The sequence below is a fragment of the Paraburkholderia sp. A1RI-2L genome (assembly GCF_048957375.1).
Classification (GTDB): Bacteria; Pseudomonadota; Gammaproteobacteria; order Burkholderiales; family Burkholderiaceae; genus Paraburkholderia.
In genome coordinates, this window is record NZ_JARBTA010000004.1 from 1 (window position 1) to 16,697 (window position 16,697).

A 16,697-nucleotide genomic window follows, 5' to 3' on the forward strand; every position below is an offset into this window, starting at 1 on the left:
GTCTACCCTCGCTTGCGCAAGCGGGAAATGCTTTCCGGCACGTCGCTTGCGGCACACGTCCATCGATCCTCCTATGAGGCACTGCGGTAATCGCAGCGATTCGACCATGAGACAAGGGATTCCCCTGGCTATTGCGCTATCGCTCATTGCCCCGCCTATGGTTCGTGCAGACGACAGTGCAAACCCCTGTGCCGCGCTCAAGCGCATTGTCGCGGCGGCGCCGCAGCGCTTCTCCTCCCTAAGCCCCGAAGATGGTCGAGCCGTTGCACAGCCATACGGAGACGACGCTCGTTGCGCAACGAGTCGAGGCACCTATCAATGCACGTGGAGCACGCGTGACGTCCAGGCAGGATCGATCACGGACGCCCTGGAGGGCGTAGGCGCCGATATCGCCTCTTGTTTGCCCAACGCCACCCACGATGAAAACTCCCCCGGCCGCCAACACTTCTACCTGGGCGAGCGCGGCAGCCGCACCGAGATCACCGCGCAAACCGCCGGCGCGAACCGCGTTAAGCTGACCGTCTCACAACAATAGACGCTCCACTGCGCACTGCCGCGCCCTCAATAATGTCCCCGATATCCGTCCAAGCCGCACGGACGTACGATTCGTGTGCAGAATTCACAGCACAAAAATCGCAAGCCATTCTGGACGCACCGCCCACCCGCGCAGCGCAACAGCAGCTTTGCACGGAATCGGAGTAAGCGCCAAAGCACCAACTCCGATCGACACAGGAGACACCTCATGAGCCGCAGTTCAGCCGTCGACGTCCAGACGTTCATCAACGAGCATCCGTTCTCGCTGTTTCAGTGGTTCGTCTTTCTGATGTGCTTCGCCATCGTCCTGCTCGACGGCTTCGACACGGCGGCCATCGGTTTCATCGCGCCGTCGCTACTAGGCGAGTGGGGACTCACCAAGCCCGCGCTCGCGCCGGTGCTGAGCGCCGCGCTCTTCGGCCTCGCCTGCGGCGCGCTCGTCTCAGGGCCGCTTTCCGATCGGCTGGGCCGCCGCACCATGCTGCTAGGTGCTGTGCTGGTGTTCGGTGCGACCTGCCTTGCCTCTGCGTTCGCCTCGGGCATCGAGCAACTCACCTGGCTGCGCTTCATCACCGGCGTGGGTCTGGGCGCCGCCATGCCGAACGCCGTCACGATGATGGGCGAATACTGCCCCGACGCCCGCCGCGCAACGATCATCAATCTGATGTTCTGCGGTTTTCCGCTGGGCGCCGCACTCGGCGGCTTTCTCGCCGCGTGGATGATCCCGCACCTGGGCTGGCGAAGCGTACTCTTGGTCGGCGGTCTCACGCCGCTCGTGCTCGCCGTTCCGCTTGCGCTTCGCCTGCCCGAATCGGTGCGCTACATGGTGGCGAACCAGCGGCCCGCCGAGCGTATCCGCGCTGCGCTCGCACGCATTTCCGCAGACGCGCAAACCGCGCAGTCGTTCACCATGACCGAGAGCGCGCCGCACGCCGACGGCAAGGGACTTGGTGTGGTGCTCTCGCCGCGCTATGCGATCGGTTCGGTGATGCTGTGGATCGCCTATTTCATGGGCCTCGTGATCTTCTACGCGTCGATCAACTGGATGCCGCTGCTGCTCAAGGACGCCGGCCTGCCGCCCGCTCGCGCGACCCTGATCTCGGCGCTCTTCCCGCTCGGCGGCATCGGCGCCGTGCTGTGCGGCGTTCTGATGGACCGCTTCAACGCCAACCGCATCATTGCCGTGTGCTATGCGCTGACCGCGCTTTCCGTATGGCTCATCGGCCAGGCCGTGGGCAATGTGGGCGCACTCGTGCTGGCCGTGTTCGCGGCAGGGGTACTCATGAATACCGCACAGTCGTCGATGCCCGCGCTCGCAGCGGCTTTTTACCCGACTCAAGGCCGCGGCACCGGCGTTGCGTGGATGCTGGGAATCGGCCGCTTCGGCGGAATCGCCGGGTCATTTCTCGTGGCAGAACTCACGCGCCGTCACTTTTCGTTCGCGGGAATCTTCGCGACGATTGCCGTAGCCGGTCTCGTGGCCTGCGTGGCATTGCTCGTGAAGCAGGCCGCGCGGCCGCACGTCGTGCAAGCGGTGGCGGGCGCGGAGAAGGAGTCGCTCGGACACTGAGCGAAGCACTGAGCGCTGCCGCGTGACGGCGCGTTGTGCTTCAGGCAACGGGCCGCACAACCAGCACGCACAATCAGCACGCACAATCAGCACGCACAACCGGCGCGCGAAGCGCAACACTGACGTGCCGCTCAGCCGCCAAGCGCGGCGAGATTGAGCGTGTGAGATTGGCCAATCCATACAGCGGCGTCGCGATGATCGCGCAACGCATCGCCGGTATTGGGATGCACGAATACGTCGAGCGCGCCGTGATTGAGCACGAGCCACGCAAACACCGTGGCAAATCGTTCGCCCGGGATCGCGAGCTGATATGACCACATCGGATGCGGCCCGACCGGGCGTTCGTGAAAACGCCCGATCCCCACGGCGTCGCCTAGTTGCGCAGCGATGGTTTCACGCAACGCCCAAGCGACGTCGCGCGTGCCGGCATCGAAATAAATATGGGCGTGCCAACCGGAAATATCGGCGGGATCGGGATGATTCATGGCGGTATGTCTGAAGTGCGGGAAATCGGCGAGGTTCGAATCGGCATTGTGCCGCGAAATCCGCCACCCGATGCGCCTGCCGCATCGCGTGTGCCCGCTTGCGTCCGTGCGCCCCGTTCGCGTAAGTGTCGCCCCGCCATCAGCCGCACGATTTCATCGCGGTTCGTATGCCGGGTCTCTCGCGCTCGCCGGCCACCTCACCCTGCGCTAGACGACAATGCGGTCGGATACCGCAAAAATATCATGCGAGTTGTGGGAAATAAGCACGATCGCCACCCTCTGCATCTTAGGCATGCCAATCAGCGCCATCATCTTGCGCTGCTCCGGCGCGCCGAGCGCAGCCGTGGGGCTCGTCCATGATATTCGAGCGCCGGCGTCACGCCCGTATCGCTCATTGCGCGCCCCCAGCCGTTCCTTGTACTGATCGATCAGCACCGACACGATGATCACGATCCCCACTACGATGAACTGCCCAAAAGCGTTGACATCGATAAAGACGAGGCCGAATTCGATGACCGCGATGATGAGCGCGCCGATCAACGTGCCAATCACGGTGCCGGTGCCGCCAAACAGGCTCGGGCCGCCGATCACGACCGCCGCGATCGAATCGAGCAGCATCGGCTCGCCCGCGTAGGCGGCGCCGGCCGCGAAACGCGCGGTATAAACGATGCCGCCGATTGCACAGGTGTACTGCCAAAATTTCGTTTGCGACAGCACGAAGTGCATGAACATCAGCGGCATGGCGGTGAGCACCACGGGTCTCCAGCCCTCGCCGAGCCATGCGAGCCCCGTGTTGTCGACGGACACGGTCATGCCGCTGCCCGCCGCCAGAAAGCCCGCGCCGCGCCACACCGTACATGCCGAGCGTGCCGATGAACGCGGGCGCGCCAAGGCGTGCAATCAGCACGCCATTGACGAGGCCCGGAATCAGGCAAATGAAGATGGTGAGCGGAATCGACAGCAGCAGCACCCACGGCGAGCCGCAGCCCGGAATCGTGAACTGCGCAACGCACACGGCGGCGAGCCCCATGACGAATCCCATCGAGAGATCGATGGCCGCCGTCAAGGTAGCAGTGGCTCAGTATCCTGGCGCCCCCCTGCCGGGCCTCGTGTTTTCCAGCAGTCTTATCGCACCGGATTCAGTGCACATCTCTGTGCGAATCGCGGAGGTGATTGCAGGCGCATCATTGCAGAAACAACCGGTAAGCCGGATTCTGCGTCTCTTCCCAATGCGGATAGCCGAGCGTGGCGAGAAAGCGGCGGAACTCCGCGTCCTCGGCCGCCGGCACCTGGATGCCCACCAGAATCGAACTGTAATCCGCGCCCTGGTTGCGGTAGTGGAACAGACTGATGTTCCAGTTCGGCGCCATCGATGAGAGAAAGCGCATCAGCGCGCCCGGACGCTCCGGAAACTCGAAGCGGAACAGCCGCTCGTCGTGCGCGAGCGGCGAGCGCCCGCCCACCATGTAGCGGATGTGCTGCTTGGAGAGCTCGTCGCCGGTAAGGTCGACGCACGGGAAACCGTGATCGACGAAGGCCTGCGCGATCTGCTGCGACTCGCCCCGGTTGCGGATCTGCACGCCCACGAAAATGTGCGCGCGCTCGGCGTCGTCGATGCGGTAGTTGAACTCGGTCACGCTGCGCGTGCCCACGAGTTCGCAGAAGCGTTTGAAGCTGCCGCGTTCCTCGGGGATCGTCACCGCGAACACCGCCTCGCGCGCCTCGCCCACCTCCGCGCGCTCGGCCACGAAGCGCATGCGGTCGAAGTTCATGTTCGCGCCCGAGGTCACCGCCACCAGCGTCTGGCCCGTGATGCCCTCGCGCTCCGCGTACTGCTTGGCGCCCGCCACGGCCAGCGCACCCGCCGGCTCCAGCACGCTGCGCGTGTCCTGGAAGACGTCCTTGATGGCCGCGCACAGCGCGTCGGTGTCCACCGTGAGCACCTCGTCCAGATACTGCTGGCACAGCCGGAAGGTTTCCTCGCCCACGAGCTTGACCGCCGTGCCGTCCGAGAACAGGCCCACTTCGCTCAGCTCCACGCGCTTGCCGGCCTTCATCGATTGCGCCATCGCGCACGAATCGTCCGTCTGCACGCCGATCACGCGGATCTCGGGGCGCACCGCCTTCACGTAGGCCGCCATGCCCGCCGCAAGCCCGCCGCCGCCGATCGGCACAAAGATCGCGTGAATCGGGGCCTGATGCTTGCTGAGCACTTCCATCGCCACGGTGCCCTGGCCTGCGATCACGTGCGGATCGTCGAACGGATGCACGAAAGTCAGTCCGCGCTGCTCCTGCAGGCGCACGGCGTGCGCGTAGGCGTCGCTATAGGATTCGCCGGCCTGCACGACCTCGACGGTGGGGCCGCCGTGGGCGCGCACCGCGTCGACCTTGACCTGGGGCGTGGTGACCGGCACGCAGATCACGGCCTTCACGCCGAGCCGGGCAGCTGAAAGCGCCACGCCCTGGGCGTGATTGCCGGCCGAGGCGGTGATCACGCCGCGCTCGAGCTGCGCGGGCGTAAGGTGCGCCATCTTGTTGTAGGCGCCGCGCAGCTTGAAGGAGAACACGGGCTGGTTGTCCTCGCGCTTGAGCAGGACGGTGTTGCGCAGGCGCGCCGAGAGGTTCGGCGCACGCTCCAGTTCGGTCTCGCGGGCCACGTCGTAGACGCGGGCGGTGAGGATCAAGCGAAGATAATCCGTTTGCCGCGCGTTGCTGGCTTTGCTGTTGACCGTAGCGGCCTCGGTTGCGTCGGCTTCCACTACGGTTTGACTCGATTCGACCTGCATGACGACTCCTGTGCTGTCTCTTGATATCTCTTGTTGCCAGGAGGCGGAAACAAAAAACCCGCCTCGTGGGGCGGGTTTTTGTCGCTTATGCCAGACGTACGCTAACCCACCATTCGATGAATGGTGCGAATAATCAGCGTAATCGGGCAGTGGCGGGAATTCATTCGCACAAGCATGAGGGAGGCCGCATCAATTGTCAATCCAGCATTCGCCTTGACGAAATGTCTTGATAACTACAAATTACATTTCAAATAATACCTTTTGAGCTTTAAAACGATCATTAGCATGCCGCGAATGCAGCAGCAGTCTTTTGGCCTTCAATTAAACACGTTCAGCCGTGAAACATTCTAGGAATTCACAGACATCTCATTGATTAAAAAAGGGAAATGCTAGCGCAGCGATTATCGGGCCGTGTTTCACGGTTTCGACCCCAGCCACGTTTTTACGCTACAGGCAGTGTTCTGAGTCCAAAAAAGCAGAGGGCAGGCGCCCTTCCGGCCCTGCCCTCTCGGACGTTCATGCGTTCGGTTTCAGTCTGCCTCGGCCGTGTCCATCTCAACCGCATCTATCTCGGCAGCCCATTCATCAATCACCGCCTTCATCCGTTCGGCCAGGCGCTGCTGATCTACAGCAGCAATGCCTTTCAGGCTCAACTCTGCACGGCCATCGCCGAAAAGCTTCAGTTCCCCAAGCACCACGCCATCCGGGCGATTGAACTGCACGCGCGACTGATAATGCGTGCGGCGCAGCCCGATACGCCGAGCACCGGCCTCCGCGGACGCCGCAGCTTCGAGCTTGCGCACGCTCGCCTTGCCTTCGATGACCTGCTCGAGCCAGTGCTCGGCGACGCTCACACCAGCGCGGTCGAAGATCAACTTGATGTTGTAGGCATGTCCAAGGCCAATATCCTTGCGATGCTGGGCCATACGCTGCAAGAGATACGGAGGCAAAGATGTGAGCGAAATCACCTTGCTGATGTGTTTCGGGTCTTCACCAACCGCTACACCCAGTTCAACTTGGTCGACGTAGACACCATCATCCAGCAACTTCTTCCAGGCAAGCGCATCGTCAAAAACCGTCTGCTCCTCTCTCTCCTTGTTGGCGTGATAGGCGCGCAGATAGAGGTTCTGGTTATCGAGGCCATCGCGAACATCGGCATCGATATGCTTGTCGCCGCGCGAGCGCGCCGCGCGGATACGGCGTTCGCCGTCGACAATCACATATTTGCCGGGAAACTCTGGCAGCCGCGTGACGAGAATCGGCGTGATCTGGCCCTGCGCGGCAAAACTCTCCGCAAGCTCGTCGATTGTCTCCGCGCTGTAAAAGGCGCGCGGATTGTACGGATTAGAGACGACATCTTCGAGTGGAATTCTCGTAACCGCATGAACCGCCGTAGCAGTAGACGGCTCCACCGATGCGACCTCAATCCGCGCGGCAGGCGCCGCGTCGCGCTGTGCGATACCCACGATGTCGCCGTCGGCAAGCCGCTCGCCTGCGGATGCGCGTTCAACGGCCATGCCCGCGCGAACCTTGCTGGTGAAGTTAAGCTTAGTTGCCATCGACGACCTCCTCTTCTTCCTGAACGAGCGCAATGATTTCGTTGTAAACCGCGGAAATTTCGTCTTTGGCGACCTTCGTGCCGCGCACACCTTTTACGTCGAAGACCGTTCGCCCAAGCGCCGCCGTCTGTCGATACAGTTCACGTTGCTTGATGGTAGCCGCGAGCACGTGAACATTGCTCTCGGCAAGAATCGCGCTCATCTGTGTGTGCAGGAGGGTCTTCGAATTGGCCTTATTCAGCAAAATTGCGAATTTTCCCGCAGGATTAGCCACTCGCGTACGCTCGACCAACTCCATCATCCCTTCACTACTCCATATGTCGATCGGAGATGCGTCGGTCGGGATGATGGTCGCATCGGCAACAGCAAGGACTCGAGCGGTGGTTAGGTCGTTGATGTTCGGCGGACAGTCGACAATGACGACGTCATAGTCGTTCGCAAGCGCGGCGATCTCCGGGCCGATCATCTTATCGAGCTTATTGATGCTACCAACACGAAATGGGAGCGGCGTTTCCGGACCGGAAGCCGCGCACCAACTCATGCACGATTGCTGACCATCGGCATCGGCGACATAGACCTTGTAGCCTTCGGCTCGAAAAGCCCCCGCCAGATTCATGCTGGTTGTGGTTTTTCCCACTCCACCCTTTTGGTTCGCTACCGCAATGACCAGTCCCATTCAGTTCTCCATGCAATGTTCAACGCTGGCATCGCCTGACGCCATTCTCCACGTGGAGAGTCTCCAGCGAGTCAGTTGGCAGTCTAGCGGCAAGTTAAAGTAAATTCTAGCTTCAGCGCTAGAATCGTTGCCAGATCACAACCAAACTGACCATTCGGACAAGAGATTCGACGAAGTGAGAATTTTTCGGGTTCGATATTCGATCAGATGACTGTCGTACCGATGGGCGATCTCCACGTGGAGACTCTAAGCAGCTTGGGGGGAGGTTTCGTCGACGAGGCCTCCCTCTACGGAATCGCTAAGATGGGCTTCGAGCCTAAGCGTGTTCGTCGACGAGATGTCAATCAAAATCCAAGACCGGCAGGACTTCAGAGGAGGCCCAGTCAGGGAAACATTTATTTAGCTGCACCTCGACACCACACTCCACGTGGAGACTGGATTGCTTTGCAGTACCTCTGAAATTCGCTTCCACTGACCTGCTCCCCGCGTTTAGTACGGTGACGGTGTAGAGTCCGTTCCAGAGAGGAACGGCAATGAAAAAGCGATTCACTGAAGAACAAATCATCGGCATCTTGAAGGAAGCCGAGGCTGGCCTAAAGCCTGCGGAGCTGTGCCGCAAGTACGGCATATCGGAAGCGACCTACTACAACTGGAAAGCGAAGTTCGGCGGGATTACACACGCGAGTGCCTGGCCATCAAGGTCGATACTTCATTGCCGGGCCTACGCGTGCAGCAAGTGCTCGAGTGGCTCAAGGAGATGCGAGGCTTACCCGCATCCGTCACGGTCGACAACAGGCCGGAGTTCGCTGGTAAGGTGCTGGATGCATGGGCCTACGAAGCCGGTGTCACGCTGTCGTTCATTCGGCCTGGCAAGCCAGTGGAGAATGCCTATCTCGAGAGCTTCAACGGGCGGTTCCGCGATGAATGCCTGAATGAGCACTGGTTCGTCTCAATGCGCCACGTCAAGCGGCTGATTGAAGAATGGCGTATCGAGTACAACACCGAGCGGCCTCATAGTTCGCTCGGCTATCTGACGCCTGCGCAGTTCGCCCGGGCGCACGACGCGAAGCAGCAGTTTTTAACCTCGGACTCTAACTGTAGTTCGGACTAAAACCGGGGGCATGTCACGATCTCCATCGCGACCTGTTCGTTCGTCTCAAAGAACAACGCGCTCGAGCAGCGTGCGACAAGCATGCAAATCAACGCGTGCAGAAAGCGAAATCTCTAGAATTTGTAAATCTGGCAATCCGCTGGCCGATTTATATCCGGGACTGCCTGATCTCCACGTGGAGATCAGGCAGCGACAAAAAGGAGGGGCCTGGGCCACTTGGGGGGCAGCAGGCGGCAGAGAGAACAAAGATACCTCAGACACCAAACGGCGGTTTTTTGGCACCGCTGCACGTATAGAAAATGGCTACGTGAAATTTTCTTATTTTTTTAAATTAATAAATTCCTTTAAATCCCTCGACAACAGCAGTTACTCGGATCCGGCCTTCAACGTGAGGTCGACATCGCCCATGGCGTGAAGATCAGCACCCACCGGCGCCTGTTGCCCACTCAACAGAAATTCGAGCAAATCTGCAGCGGTCGGTTGGCCCCACGTATCGAGAACCACCCAACGGAAGAAGTTCGTCGAGGCCATCTTGCTCGGCACCTTGGTCATCGAAACCTTGAGCTTGTCCATGCCGACCGTTTCGTTATAGCGCTTGATGAGCGCAGTCTGATCGTCGTGCTCGAGTTCGTTGAAGTAGGCCCGCGCCTCGGCAATCTTCGCCGCAATATAACGATCCTTCACCTGATCCTGGCTCTCGCGCGCCTTGGGCGAATCGGCACCCGCACCGCTTGCAGCATTAGCCCCCGGCAATTGATACCCCTGCATCAGTGCCTTGCGGAAATACGCCGCCACATTGGCGAGCGGTGCCGCATTTTTCTGGGCCACGCGCGTGGCCGTGTAGGCCACGGCTGTGCGAACCTTTTCCTCGCCGTATTGCTTAAAAAGACGCCGCGCCTCCGAGACCGGAACATTGAATTTCGACATCTCGCCAACGAGCATGGTCTCATTCGCCCGGAGCTCTTGAGACGGATCCGTCTCCGGCTTGCGGGTCACACGAAATTGCAGGGCGACGACCGAGCGGCCTACCTTGTGTTCGATGAGTTCGAAGTTGTGGTCCGAGATCTCGTTGACTTCCTTGATGCAAGGCACCAGTACGCGACTCTTGAACTGCTTGTAGAGCTTGTACGACTGTGCCGACGTATCCTGGCCAAGAATGAGATCGCGCAGTGTCGCAAGCGGAAAACGCGCCGTCATCCCGACGGCTTCGTAGCGCACGACGTTTTCCCAGAGGGCAAGCGAATGCGCTTTCCTGAATTGCCGCGTGATCCGCATGTCGATCATCGCGTAAATTTCGGGATTCAAAAGCTCGCCGCGAATCTGCTCGGAAAAGGTATAACGCAGCACCGAGCGCTCGAGTTCCGCGCCCGCAAGCAAACCCGAAGCCTTCCAGATGCTGCGTTTGTCCTGCGTGAGATAGTCCCAGTTAACGACCGTGCTGATCAGCGAATTGATCGTCTCCTTGACGTATTCCGTATTGTTGCTGTTCAGATCGACGTCTTGCGAGAGGGCGGAAATCGTGATTTCGAACGAAGAGCGTCCGGATTCGAGAGAGTCCTGGCGGATCGCGTTTTTGATCAACGAGCTGAACATCTTGCGCTGCTGAAGGCTGATCGACCCGGATTTCGGTGCGATGTGAATCGCAGGAACCGCCTTGCGGAAGAGATCAGGCGGCTGGCCTTGCTGGAATACGAGTGCACCTTGCTTGTCGGCGTCGCCGGCATCGGCCTTTTTTCTTGCCATATGATCCACGTTAAAAGGGAACCTGGTCGGTTGGTAACTGTATACCAACCGACCAGGTGACTCAAGGCCATGAGCTCGCCTGTGCGGGAGAGCGACACCGCGTGTGGGAAGGGTTGACAGGTGCCGCGTTGGTGGCCGTGCCAGGCCACCGGACAAGCCTGGAAGGACATTGCTGCCAGCCCAAAGTGATCCCAAATACGGTAACTATTCGAGCGTGCCGCTCCAAATTTGCTCCCATAACCAGCTACCTTGTGGTCCCCTGGTAAGTGTTCACTTCGAAATAGTTATTCACAGGTATCAGCTTATGGGAAATCGCGGCACGCGGCCCATCATGGCGTGGTGGCAAGTCCCATGAGAAAAATCTCCCACTGGAGGTGACCTATTGGTTATCCCATAAATGAGGACCCAAAGCAGTCCGGACCCAAGCCTTCCTGAATCGGCATCCATGATGCGCGCTACCATAATTGGCTACCTTTGACTCCTCCCACAAACCGCTACCTGTTGTTAGTCCCTTGGGCTGTACGGCAAGCCCCGGCGGGAGGGACCTTCGATGTTCAGGTTCTGGGCACCTGCCGTAGGTTCCCAGAGCTGGTTACCTTCTGCTTTCCCCATAATTGGATACCTTCACGGCAACCTGCGGGCGACGAGATAAGTCGGATCATCTGGCCGGGGCCCATAGACGGGTACCTTCGCGCGCTCCCATAAATGGGAACCTAAGGCCCTTCCGGCAATTTTTCCCATACGGGGCAACCTTTTCCCCATATCCACAGACCCCAATCCCCATCCAAGGCTACCGAATCCCCATATCCACAACCCCGGAATCCCATAGACAGTGCCCAGCGCCCCATAAGTTGCAACCAATTCGCCCGCAAACCCTTACCAGATAAGGCTTTGAGCTGCCTAAAGGTTTACTAAAGGTTCTAAAGCGTAAAAGGTAAACACTGAAACAAGCGCCCGATGAGAAAAACGTCTCCCAAAACCGGGATCCTATGGAAATGTGAGCGATCACTAACGCATATCCTCCCAAACCCGGTGACCTTCGAGCGGAATGACACTTCTGTAGCTCCCAAAACTTGGGACCTATAAATCGCTACATAAGAATTTACATTAAATAGATGCCATAACATCTTGATTCACAATCATGATTCCTCTTATGGTGTCGCATTATGGGGAAATACATCGGTGAAGGTAACTGTCTATGGGATCGATTAGGTCTCTGAGTAGCTCGTCTCCTCACAAGACACTTGGTGTTCTGAAAACCAGAATCTGTCTGTTCCCCGGGTCGCATTGCTCAGCGGGTTGTCGGCCCTGAAAGTGCTGCCCAAGGTCCCCGCCACCCATATCGTGTTACCTACCTTAGGTCACCAAATATGGGAGAACCTCGACTGGGTTTTCGATAGATGCCCGGTCGGTGCCCTAAGGTGCACTGCAACATGTTTTGCAGGTAACCTTCGCCTGTACCCGTAATCATCGTTCAATCCAAACCTGCGGACGGCGATTCCGAATCCGTCGCGCGCTACCGAATCGACAAACTGACAACCGGGAGTGAACCTCCGCGATAGCGCGTATCGGGACAGGAACCCCGCGCCGCTTCACCTGGCTGGTACCAGGGGGCGTGATGGCTCAGCCCGTCGTGCTGGGTAATTGGCCGGGCACCCTCGCGCACGAGGTGCCCGGTGCGCAGGCATGCCACGATGCTCGCCGTCTGAGGCCACGAGCCTTGTCAGTGCACGCCGGGAGGAGTGCGCGCGGACAACTGGCGGAATCGGGTTGCAACATGTTCCTTCTCTTGCTGATGTATGCGGTATGCATGGCGCGAGTTACTGAAGGCGTGGCTTAACGACGGCTTTCTGTATCCGTGCGGGAGCGTCGACTTCTGACCGCCGTTGGGTATGAAACAGATCCGGTGCACCGACGAGAGTCGCTGCGCAACCAGTCACATGGTCGCGCGGCGATTTCCGCGAGTGGTCTGCCGGTTGGCAGTTCCGAGGGGCATGCCGGCCCATCGTGTGAACCTTGTGCAGCCAATGAGATGCATCACTGCGGGGAGTCATGGGGCGCCTGCCTGTGCGCAGGCCCGATAAAGCTGGTGCCATCGTCGAAAATTTATTGGTAGTCCTGTATATGAAGGGGTTGACGAAGCAAGCCGCACATTCCTGGTGGTGGCGCTTCCCGGTGTAGCGACTGAACGGAGCAGAGAATTTGCCGTGCTCGCAACACAAAGGTAACCGTTTGTGGGATTTCAGGTCGCAGATGCGGAAGCGGGCGTGTACCTGTCGCACATAAGCAGATCGGGCACCGCAAGTGGCGTGCCGTTCCGGGGAACGCCGTTATAGGCTGGATGCCAGGCGTAGCAAGGCTTCTGCGTGCGCAGCGAGCGCAATCCCGTTACGCGACCTGGCCGTCCTGTTCAACCAGCACCCACTTCTTGGATGCAGCCAGTCCACCATTGGTCGCTACCCTAGGAGTCCCGCTGAATGATCGTTTTCATGTTGTTCTGCGCGACCCTCGTGGCATCGGCGCGGTTAGTGCGTGCGGCGGAGCGCAGCCAGGCACCGGGATGATAGTTAGTTAGCCTTAATTAATGGGATGTGGAGATTGAAGTCGATATCCATCAGACTTTTAACCGTGCCCTGGGCACGAAGGCGGCTAGCGACAGGGGAATGTGCCCATCAGCGCCTTGTAGATGACCGCGCCCGTGGGTTCGAGAATGTACTGGAGGTGTCCCTTCATCCAGGACAGGACGGCGACAAGCTGCTCCCTGCGACCGATGTTGGGCGGGACGCAATAGCGCTGCGGCTGCTTGTCGATCAGGGTCTGAACCAGCGCACCGTGCGTGTAGCCCGAAAGATACATGACACAGGCGTCGACATTTTCTGGCCTTTGGCAAACATTCAGAAAGACATCGGCTTGATCAATCGAAGGCGCTGGCTTGGCGGGGGGTGTTTGCGTGGTTTGCGCAGTGGCGTTGCCGGCACAGAGCGCGGCAACGAGTGCCAGCCCGGCAAGGAGAGGTTTTTTCATTTGCGGGTGGGTGGAACGGTTCGTCGGAGAGAACTCGGGTGCCGGATGCATACTCCGCGCGGAATCGTAGATGCTGGCCGCAAGCTTAGCGGCTGGGCGGGTCTCGTAAATTGTTTTGCATCAAACGGGCAATGGCCCCCGCGCCCTTAGTCCTGTAGCTGATTTGAATCGGAAAACTCCATCGTTCGGATTTGCCTGGGCGCTTCGTAGAATCGGTCGAACTTTTCCTTACGACTGTCAATACGAATCCCATGAGCACACGCCGCGCATTTCTCAAACTTTCGCTAGGTGCGGCTGCTGCTGCGCTGCCCGCCCTGAGCACTCCCCGGGCCTTTGGGGCAAACGCCGCGCGCACCCTGCGCATCGGCAACCAGAAGGGCGCGCTAAGCCTCCTGAAGGGCCGAGGCACGCTGGAGCAGCGTCTCGCGCCGCTGGGCGTCAAGGTGACGTGGACGGAGTTCAACGCGGGCCCAGTGCAACTGGAGGCGCTCAACGTCGGCTCGATCGATTTCGGTGACGTGGGCGAGGCGCCGCCCATCTTCGCGCAGGCCGCGGGCGCACCGCTTGCCTATGTGGCGGCAACGCTGCCGCGGCCGCAATCGGAGGCAGTGCTGGTGCCGCACGACTCGCCGCTGCGCGAGGTTGCCGATCTTAAAGGCAAGCGGGTCGCGTTCAACCGGGGCAGCAACGTTCACTACTTCCTCGTGCAACTGTTGCGCACGTACGGGCTCGATTATCGCGACGTGAATCCCGTCTTCCTCGCGCCGCCCGATGCGCGCGCGGCTTTCGAGCATGGCGCCATCGACGCCTGGGTCATCTGGGACCCGTTCTTTGCGTCGGCGCAGGCGAGCTTCGGCGCACGCGTGCTCGCCGATGCAAGCGACGTAGTGGTCAATCGCGGGTTTTACTTTTCCTCGCGCAACTATGCGCGCGATAACCCGGACGTGATCCGTGTGCTGATCGACGAGGTCGCCAAAACGGACGAATGGGGCAAGAGCAATCGCGCGGCGTACGCGGACGAACTGGCGAAGCTCTGGGGGCTGCCCGCACCCGTGGTGGCGCGGGCGGTCGATCGCACGGCGTTCGGCACGGTGCAGATCACGAAGACCATTCTCGGCGAGCAGCAGAAGATCGCCGACACTTTCCTCGATCTCGGCCTCGTGCCCAAACGCGTGGATGTGTTGCAAGCGGCAGTGCCGGGGCTCGCCTGAGCACCGCTGCCATTCAACGCTGGACCAGGGCGCTCATTTGCGCGACTTGGCCAGCGTGACCGTCTCGAAGAGTTCGTAGTTCGGCGTGGGCGTCTGATCGGCGCCCGGCGCGTGATAGTAGTTCATCGTGATGGTGGTCTTGCCGCCGTGCTTGCCAGGGTCCACGTCGAACACGGCGATCCCATAACCGGTACCCGTATCGCGCTGTGCGGACCAGATGGCGTCTTCGAGCGCATCAGCGCCCGCGCGTACCCAGGTCCCCGGCGTTGCGCCCGGCACGGGCCGGTTTGGCTTCGTGAACACCTTCGCTTGCGGATTGCCGTTGCCCACATCTACGCCGTAGACGTCGAGCGGTACGCTCGTGCCGCCGCCGCCGAGTATCAGGTGGATCGTGCCGTGGCTCGTGTCGAACGTGTTGGCGCCCGCTTGCGCGTTCGCGGCTGGCTTTGGCTGCAGCGTGTCGACAGGTGTGCCCGTCGCGGCATCCACGCCTGCATGATGGTTGCAGCCGCGCACAGGATAGCTGCGCTCGTAGTCGTGGTCGTGGCCGCACACCACGAGGTCCACGCCATAGCGGTCGAAGAGCGGCAGCCAGGTTTCGCGGATGCCCTTGTCCGAGCCGTTGCCCGTCTCCGATGAGCTGAGCGCGTCCTGATGCATCTGCACGACGATCCAGTCGATGTCGTCGTCGTGCGAGGCATGGCGCAGCGTCCTTTCGAGCCAGCGCGTCTGCTCGCCGTTGCTGTAGCCGCGCACATAAAACGACGAGCCCGCCGCGATGGGTGGATTGCCCGTGCTTGCCGCGGGCACGAGCGGCGCGGGGCCGGCCACGAACGCGGCGGCATCCTGATACACCACGTCGTCGGCATCGAGCGAGACGAACAGCACGTTGCTCACGCGGAAGCTGTACCAGCGACCCGGAAAGCGCGTGCCGTTCTCGGGCAGCGTGTAGCGCGTGAGATACGACTCGAGCCCTTGCGGGCCGTTGTGGAACTCGACTTCATGGTTGCCGGGGCACGGCATCCACGGACGGTTCGACGACGAGCTCTGGTTGTTGTTCGCGAAGTCCCGCCACACCTCGGTCTGGTGCGCGGGGTTCAGGTTCGCGTAGCAGAGGTCGCCGTTGAGCAGGTGAAAGAGCGGCTGAAAGCGCTCGACGGCCTCCACCGCGAAGCGGCTTTGCGGCGACGACAGCACCCAGCCCGTATTGGGCGTGGCGAGGTCGCCGTAGCTCGTGAAGCGAAACGGTTGACGTCCGCGCGGCGCGGTGGTGAAGCTTGCGGCAAATGGGCTGCCGGCGTGGCTGTCGTTGTCGGCGGTGACTTCGTAGCGATAGGTGGTGCCCGCGTGCAGGCCGGAGAGGCGCGCATGATAGGCGAACACGACGACGCCCGTGAGGCCGTCCGTGTAGGTGCGCTGGACCGCGTTCACGACTTCGCGGCTGCCACGGTCCGTGGCGTACGTCACGCGCGGACGCGTGGCTGCCGCGAGCGAAGCCCACGAGACCACGACTTCGCTCGCCGGGTCCGCGCCCCAGGTGAGATGGATCTGCTCGGGCGTGCCGTCAGGCGTGGCCGCATTGGCTTTTGCAACGCCGGCGAGCGTGGCCGCGGCGCCAGCGGCGCTCGCGAAACCGGATGCGCCGGCGAGCTTGAGGAAGCCGCGCCGCGAGACGTTGGCGGCAGCTTCGGTGGAGGATGCTTCGGGGATATGCTTCTTCGTCATGGCTCGTCACAAGTGTTGCAGGGTGGGCGTAAACGAAACGATGGCTTCGTTACGTGACCTTGCGATGACACGGCTTGAGCGCTTCTGGCCGCAGGAGTGACGCTGCCGCAATTCGGCTGTCGGCACTAAAAATCAGGAATGCGAAAAAAGCAGGAGCTAAAAAATGCCTGTGCACAAGCGCTCACCGGGCGCCCATAAACATGCATACAGAATGAATTATATATAAGCGAAGAATTCGCAATTGTTGTTATTCGGAGCGTCTCGGTAACCTCA

At 60.4% G+C, this 16,697-nt stretch carries 11 protein-coding genes and 2 pseudogenes; 5 read left to right on the plus strand and 8 right to left on the minus strand.

Annotated elements, in window-relative coordinates:
• Nucleotides 1–106 precede the first annotated feature (106 nt).
• The gene (locus PWP93_RS28485) at nucleotides 107–535 is read left to right on the plus strand and encodes a hypothetical protein (protein WP_421047028.1); all 429 of its coding nucleotides are present in this window, start codon (nucleotides 107–109) and stop codon (nucleotides 533–535) included.
• 207 nt (nucleotides 536–742) lie between these two features.
• Nucleotides 743–2,104: an MFS transporter gene (locus tag PWP93_RS28490; RefSeq protein ID WP_421047029.1), complete on the plus strand. Its 1,362-nt coding sequence runs from the start codon at nucleotides 743–745 to the stop codon at nucleotides 2,102–2,104.
• A gap of 131 nt (nucleotides 2,105–2,235) precedes the next feature.
• Here PWP93_RS28490 and PWP93_RS28495 read toward each other — a convergent pair whose 3' ends face one another.
• The 5 genes from PWP93_RS28495 to parA form a co-directional block, all read right to left on the minus strand.
• The gene (locus PWP93_RS28495) at nucleotides 2,236–2,589 is read right to left on the minus strand and encodes a DOPA 4,5-dioxygenase family protein (RefSeq protein ID WP_421047030.1); all 354 of its coding nucleotides are present in this window, start codon (nucleotides 2,587–2,589) and stop codon (nucleotides 2,236–2,238) included.
• A 207-nt stretch (nucleotides 2,590–2,796) separates the two neighbouring features.
• On the minus strand, nucleotides 2,797–3,345 hold the full coding sequence (locus tag PWP93_RS28500; protein ID WP_421047031.1) for a hypothetical protein: 549 nt from the start codon (nucleotides 3,343–3,345) through the stop codon (nucleotides 2,797–2,799).
• Between the two features lie 428 nt (nucleotides 3,346–3,773).
• Nucleotides 3,774–5,375 (minus strand): threonine ammonia-lyase, biosynthetic, encoded by a 1,602-nt coding sequence (ilvA, locus tag PWP93_RS28505; RefSeq protein ID WP_421047032.1) that lies wholly within the window; start codon nucleotides 5,373–5,375, stop codon nucleotides 3,774–3,776.
• Nucleotides 5,376–5,905: 530 nt separating this feature from the next.
• Nucleotides 5,906–6,934 (minus strand): ParB/RepB/Spo0J family partition protein, encoded by a 1,029-nt coding sequence (locus PWP93_RS28510; protein ID WP_421047033.1) that lies wholly within the window; start codon nucleotides 6,932–6,934, stop codon nucleotides 5,906–5,908.
• A complete protein-coding gene (parA, locus tag PWP93_RS28515) occupies nucleotides 6,924–7,610 on the minus strand; it encodes a ParA family partition ATPase (RefSeq protein WP_421047034.1) in 687 nt (228 codons plus the stop codon). The genes PWP93_RS28510 and parA overlap by 11 nt, the downstream gene beginning before the upstream one ends.
• A 533-nt stretch (nucleotides 7,611–8,143) precedes the next feature.
• Between parA and PWP93_RS28520 the strand changes: the two are divergent.
• Both PWP93_RS28520 and PWP93_RS28525 read left to right on the plus strand, forming a co-directional pair.
• Nucleotides 8,144–8,299 (plus strand): annotated as a pseudogene (locus tag PWP93_RS28520) (transposase); the annotation flags it as partial.
• Nucleotides 8,281–8,721 (plus strand): annotated as a pseudogene (locus PWP93_RS28525) (integrase core domain-containing protein); the annotation flags it as partial. The pseudogenes PWP93_RS28520 and PWP93_RS28525, both read left to right, overlap by 19 nt.
• 366 nt (nucleotides 8,722–9,087) lie before the next feature.
• Here PWP93_RS28525 and PWP93_RS28530 read toward each other — a convergent pair.
• Both PWP93_RS28530 and PWP93_RS28535 read right to left on the minus strand, forming a co-directional pair.
• Nucleotides 9,088–10,464, minus strand: a complete 1,377-nt coding sequence (locus PWP93_RS28530; protein ID WP_421047690.1) for a replication initiation protein — start codon at nucleotides 10,462–10,464, stop codon at nucleotides 9,088–9,090.
• 2,649 nt (nucleotides 10,465–13,113) lie between these two features.
• Entirely contained in the window at nucleotides 13,114–13,539 is a 426-nt protein-coding gene (locus PWP93_RS28535; protein WP_421047035.1) for a Rap1a/Tai family immunity protein, read from the minus strand.
• A 200-nt stretch (nucleotides 13,540–13,739) separates the two neighbouring features.
• Between PWP93_RS28535 and PWP93_RS28540 the strand changes: the two genes are divergently transcribed.
• Nucleotides 13,740–14,699, plus strand: a complete 960-nt coding sequence (locus PWP93_RS28540) for a sulfonate ABC transporter substrate-binding protein (RefSeq protein ID WP_421047036.1) — start codon at nucleotides 13,740–13,742, stop codon at nucleotides 14,697–14,699.
• Between the two features lie 33 nt (nucleotides 14,700–14,732).
• Here the strand turns inward: PWP93_RS28540 and PWP93_RS28545 are convergent, their stop codons facing one another.
• On the minus strand, nucleotides 14,733–16,424 hold the full coding sequence (locus PWP93_RS28545; protein ID WP_421047037.1) for a purple acid phosphatase family protein: 1,692 nt from the start codon (nucleotides 16,422–16,424) through the stop codon (nucleotides 14,733–14,735).
• Between the last annotated feature and the right edge of the window lie 273 nt (nucleotides 16,425–16,697).

What these genes read in the sequence shown, in the direction of transcription:
- PWP93_RS28485 (WP_421047028.1), top strand. Translation starts at nt 107, where the DNA reads ATGAGACAAGGGATTCCCCTGGCTATTGCGCTATCGCTCATTGCCCCG.
- PWP93_RS28490 (WP_421047029.1), top strand. Translation starts at nt 743, where the DNA reads ATGAGCCGCAGTTCAGCCGTCGACGTCCAGACGTTCATCAACGAGCAT.
- PWP93_RS28495 (WP_421047030.1), bottom strand. Translation starts at nt 2,589, where the DNA reads ATGAATCATCCCGATCCCGCCGATATTTCCGGTTGGCACGCCCATATT.
- ilvA (WP_421047032.1), bottom strand. Translation starts at nt 5,375, where the DNA reads ATGCAGGTCGAATCGAGTCAAACCGTAGTGGAAGCCGACGCAACCGAG.
- PWP93_RS28510 (WP_421047033.1), bottom strand. Translation starts at nt 6,934, where the DNA reads ATGGCAACTAAGCTTAACTTCACCAGCAAGGTTCGCGCGGGCATGGCC.
- parA (WP_421047034.1), bottom strand. Translation starts at nt 7,610, where the DNA reads ATGGGACTGGTCATTGCGGTAGCGAACCAAAAGGGTGGAGTGGGAAAA.
- PWP93_RS28530 (WP_421047690.1), bottom strand. Translation starts at nt 10,464, where the DNA reads ATGGCAAGAAAAAAGGCCGATGCCGGCGACGCCGACAAGCAAGGTGCA.
- PWP93_RS28535 (WP_421047035.1), bottom strand. Translation starts at nt 13,539, where the DNA reads ATGCATCCGGCACCCGAGTTCTCTCCGACGAACCGTTCCACCCACCCG.
- PWP93_RS28540 (WP_421047036.1), top strand. Translation starts at nt 13,740, where the DNA reads ATGAGCACACGCCGCGCATTTCTCAAACTTTCGCTAGGTGCGGCTGCT.
- PWP93_RS28545 (WP_421047037.1), bottom strand. Translation starts at nt 16,424, where the DNA reads ATGACGAAGAAGCATATCCCCGAAGCATCCTCCACCGAAGCTGCCGCC.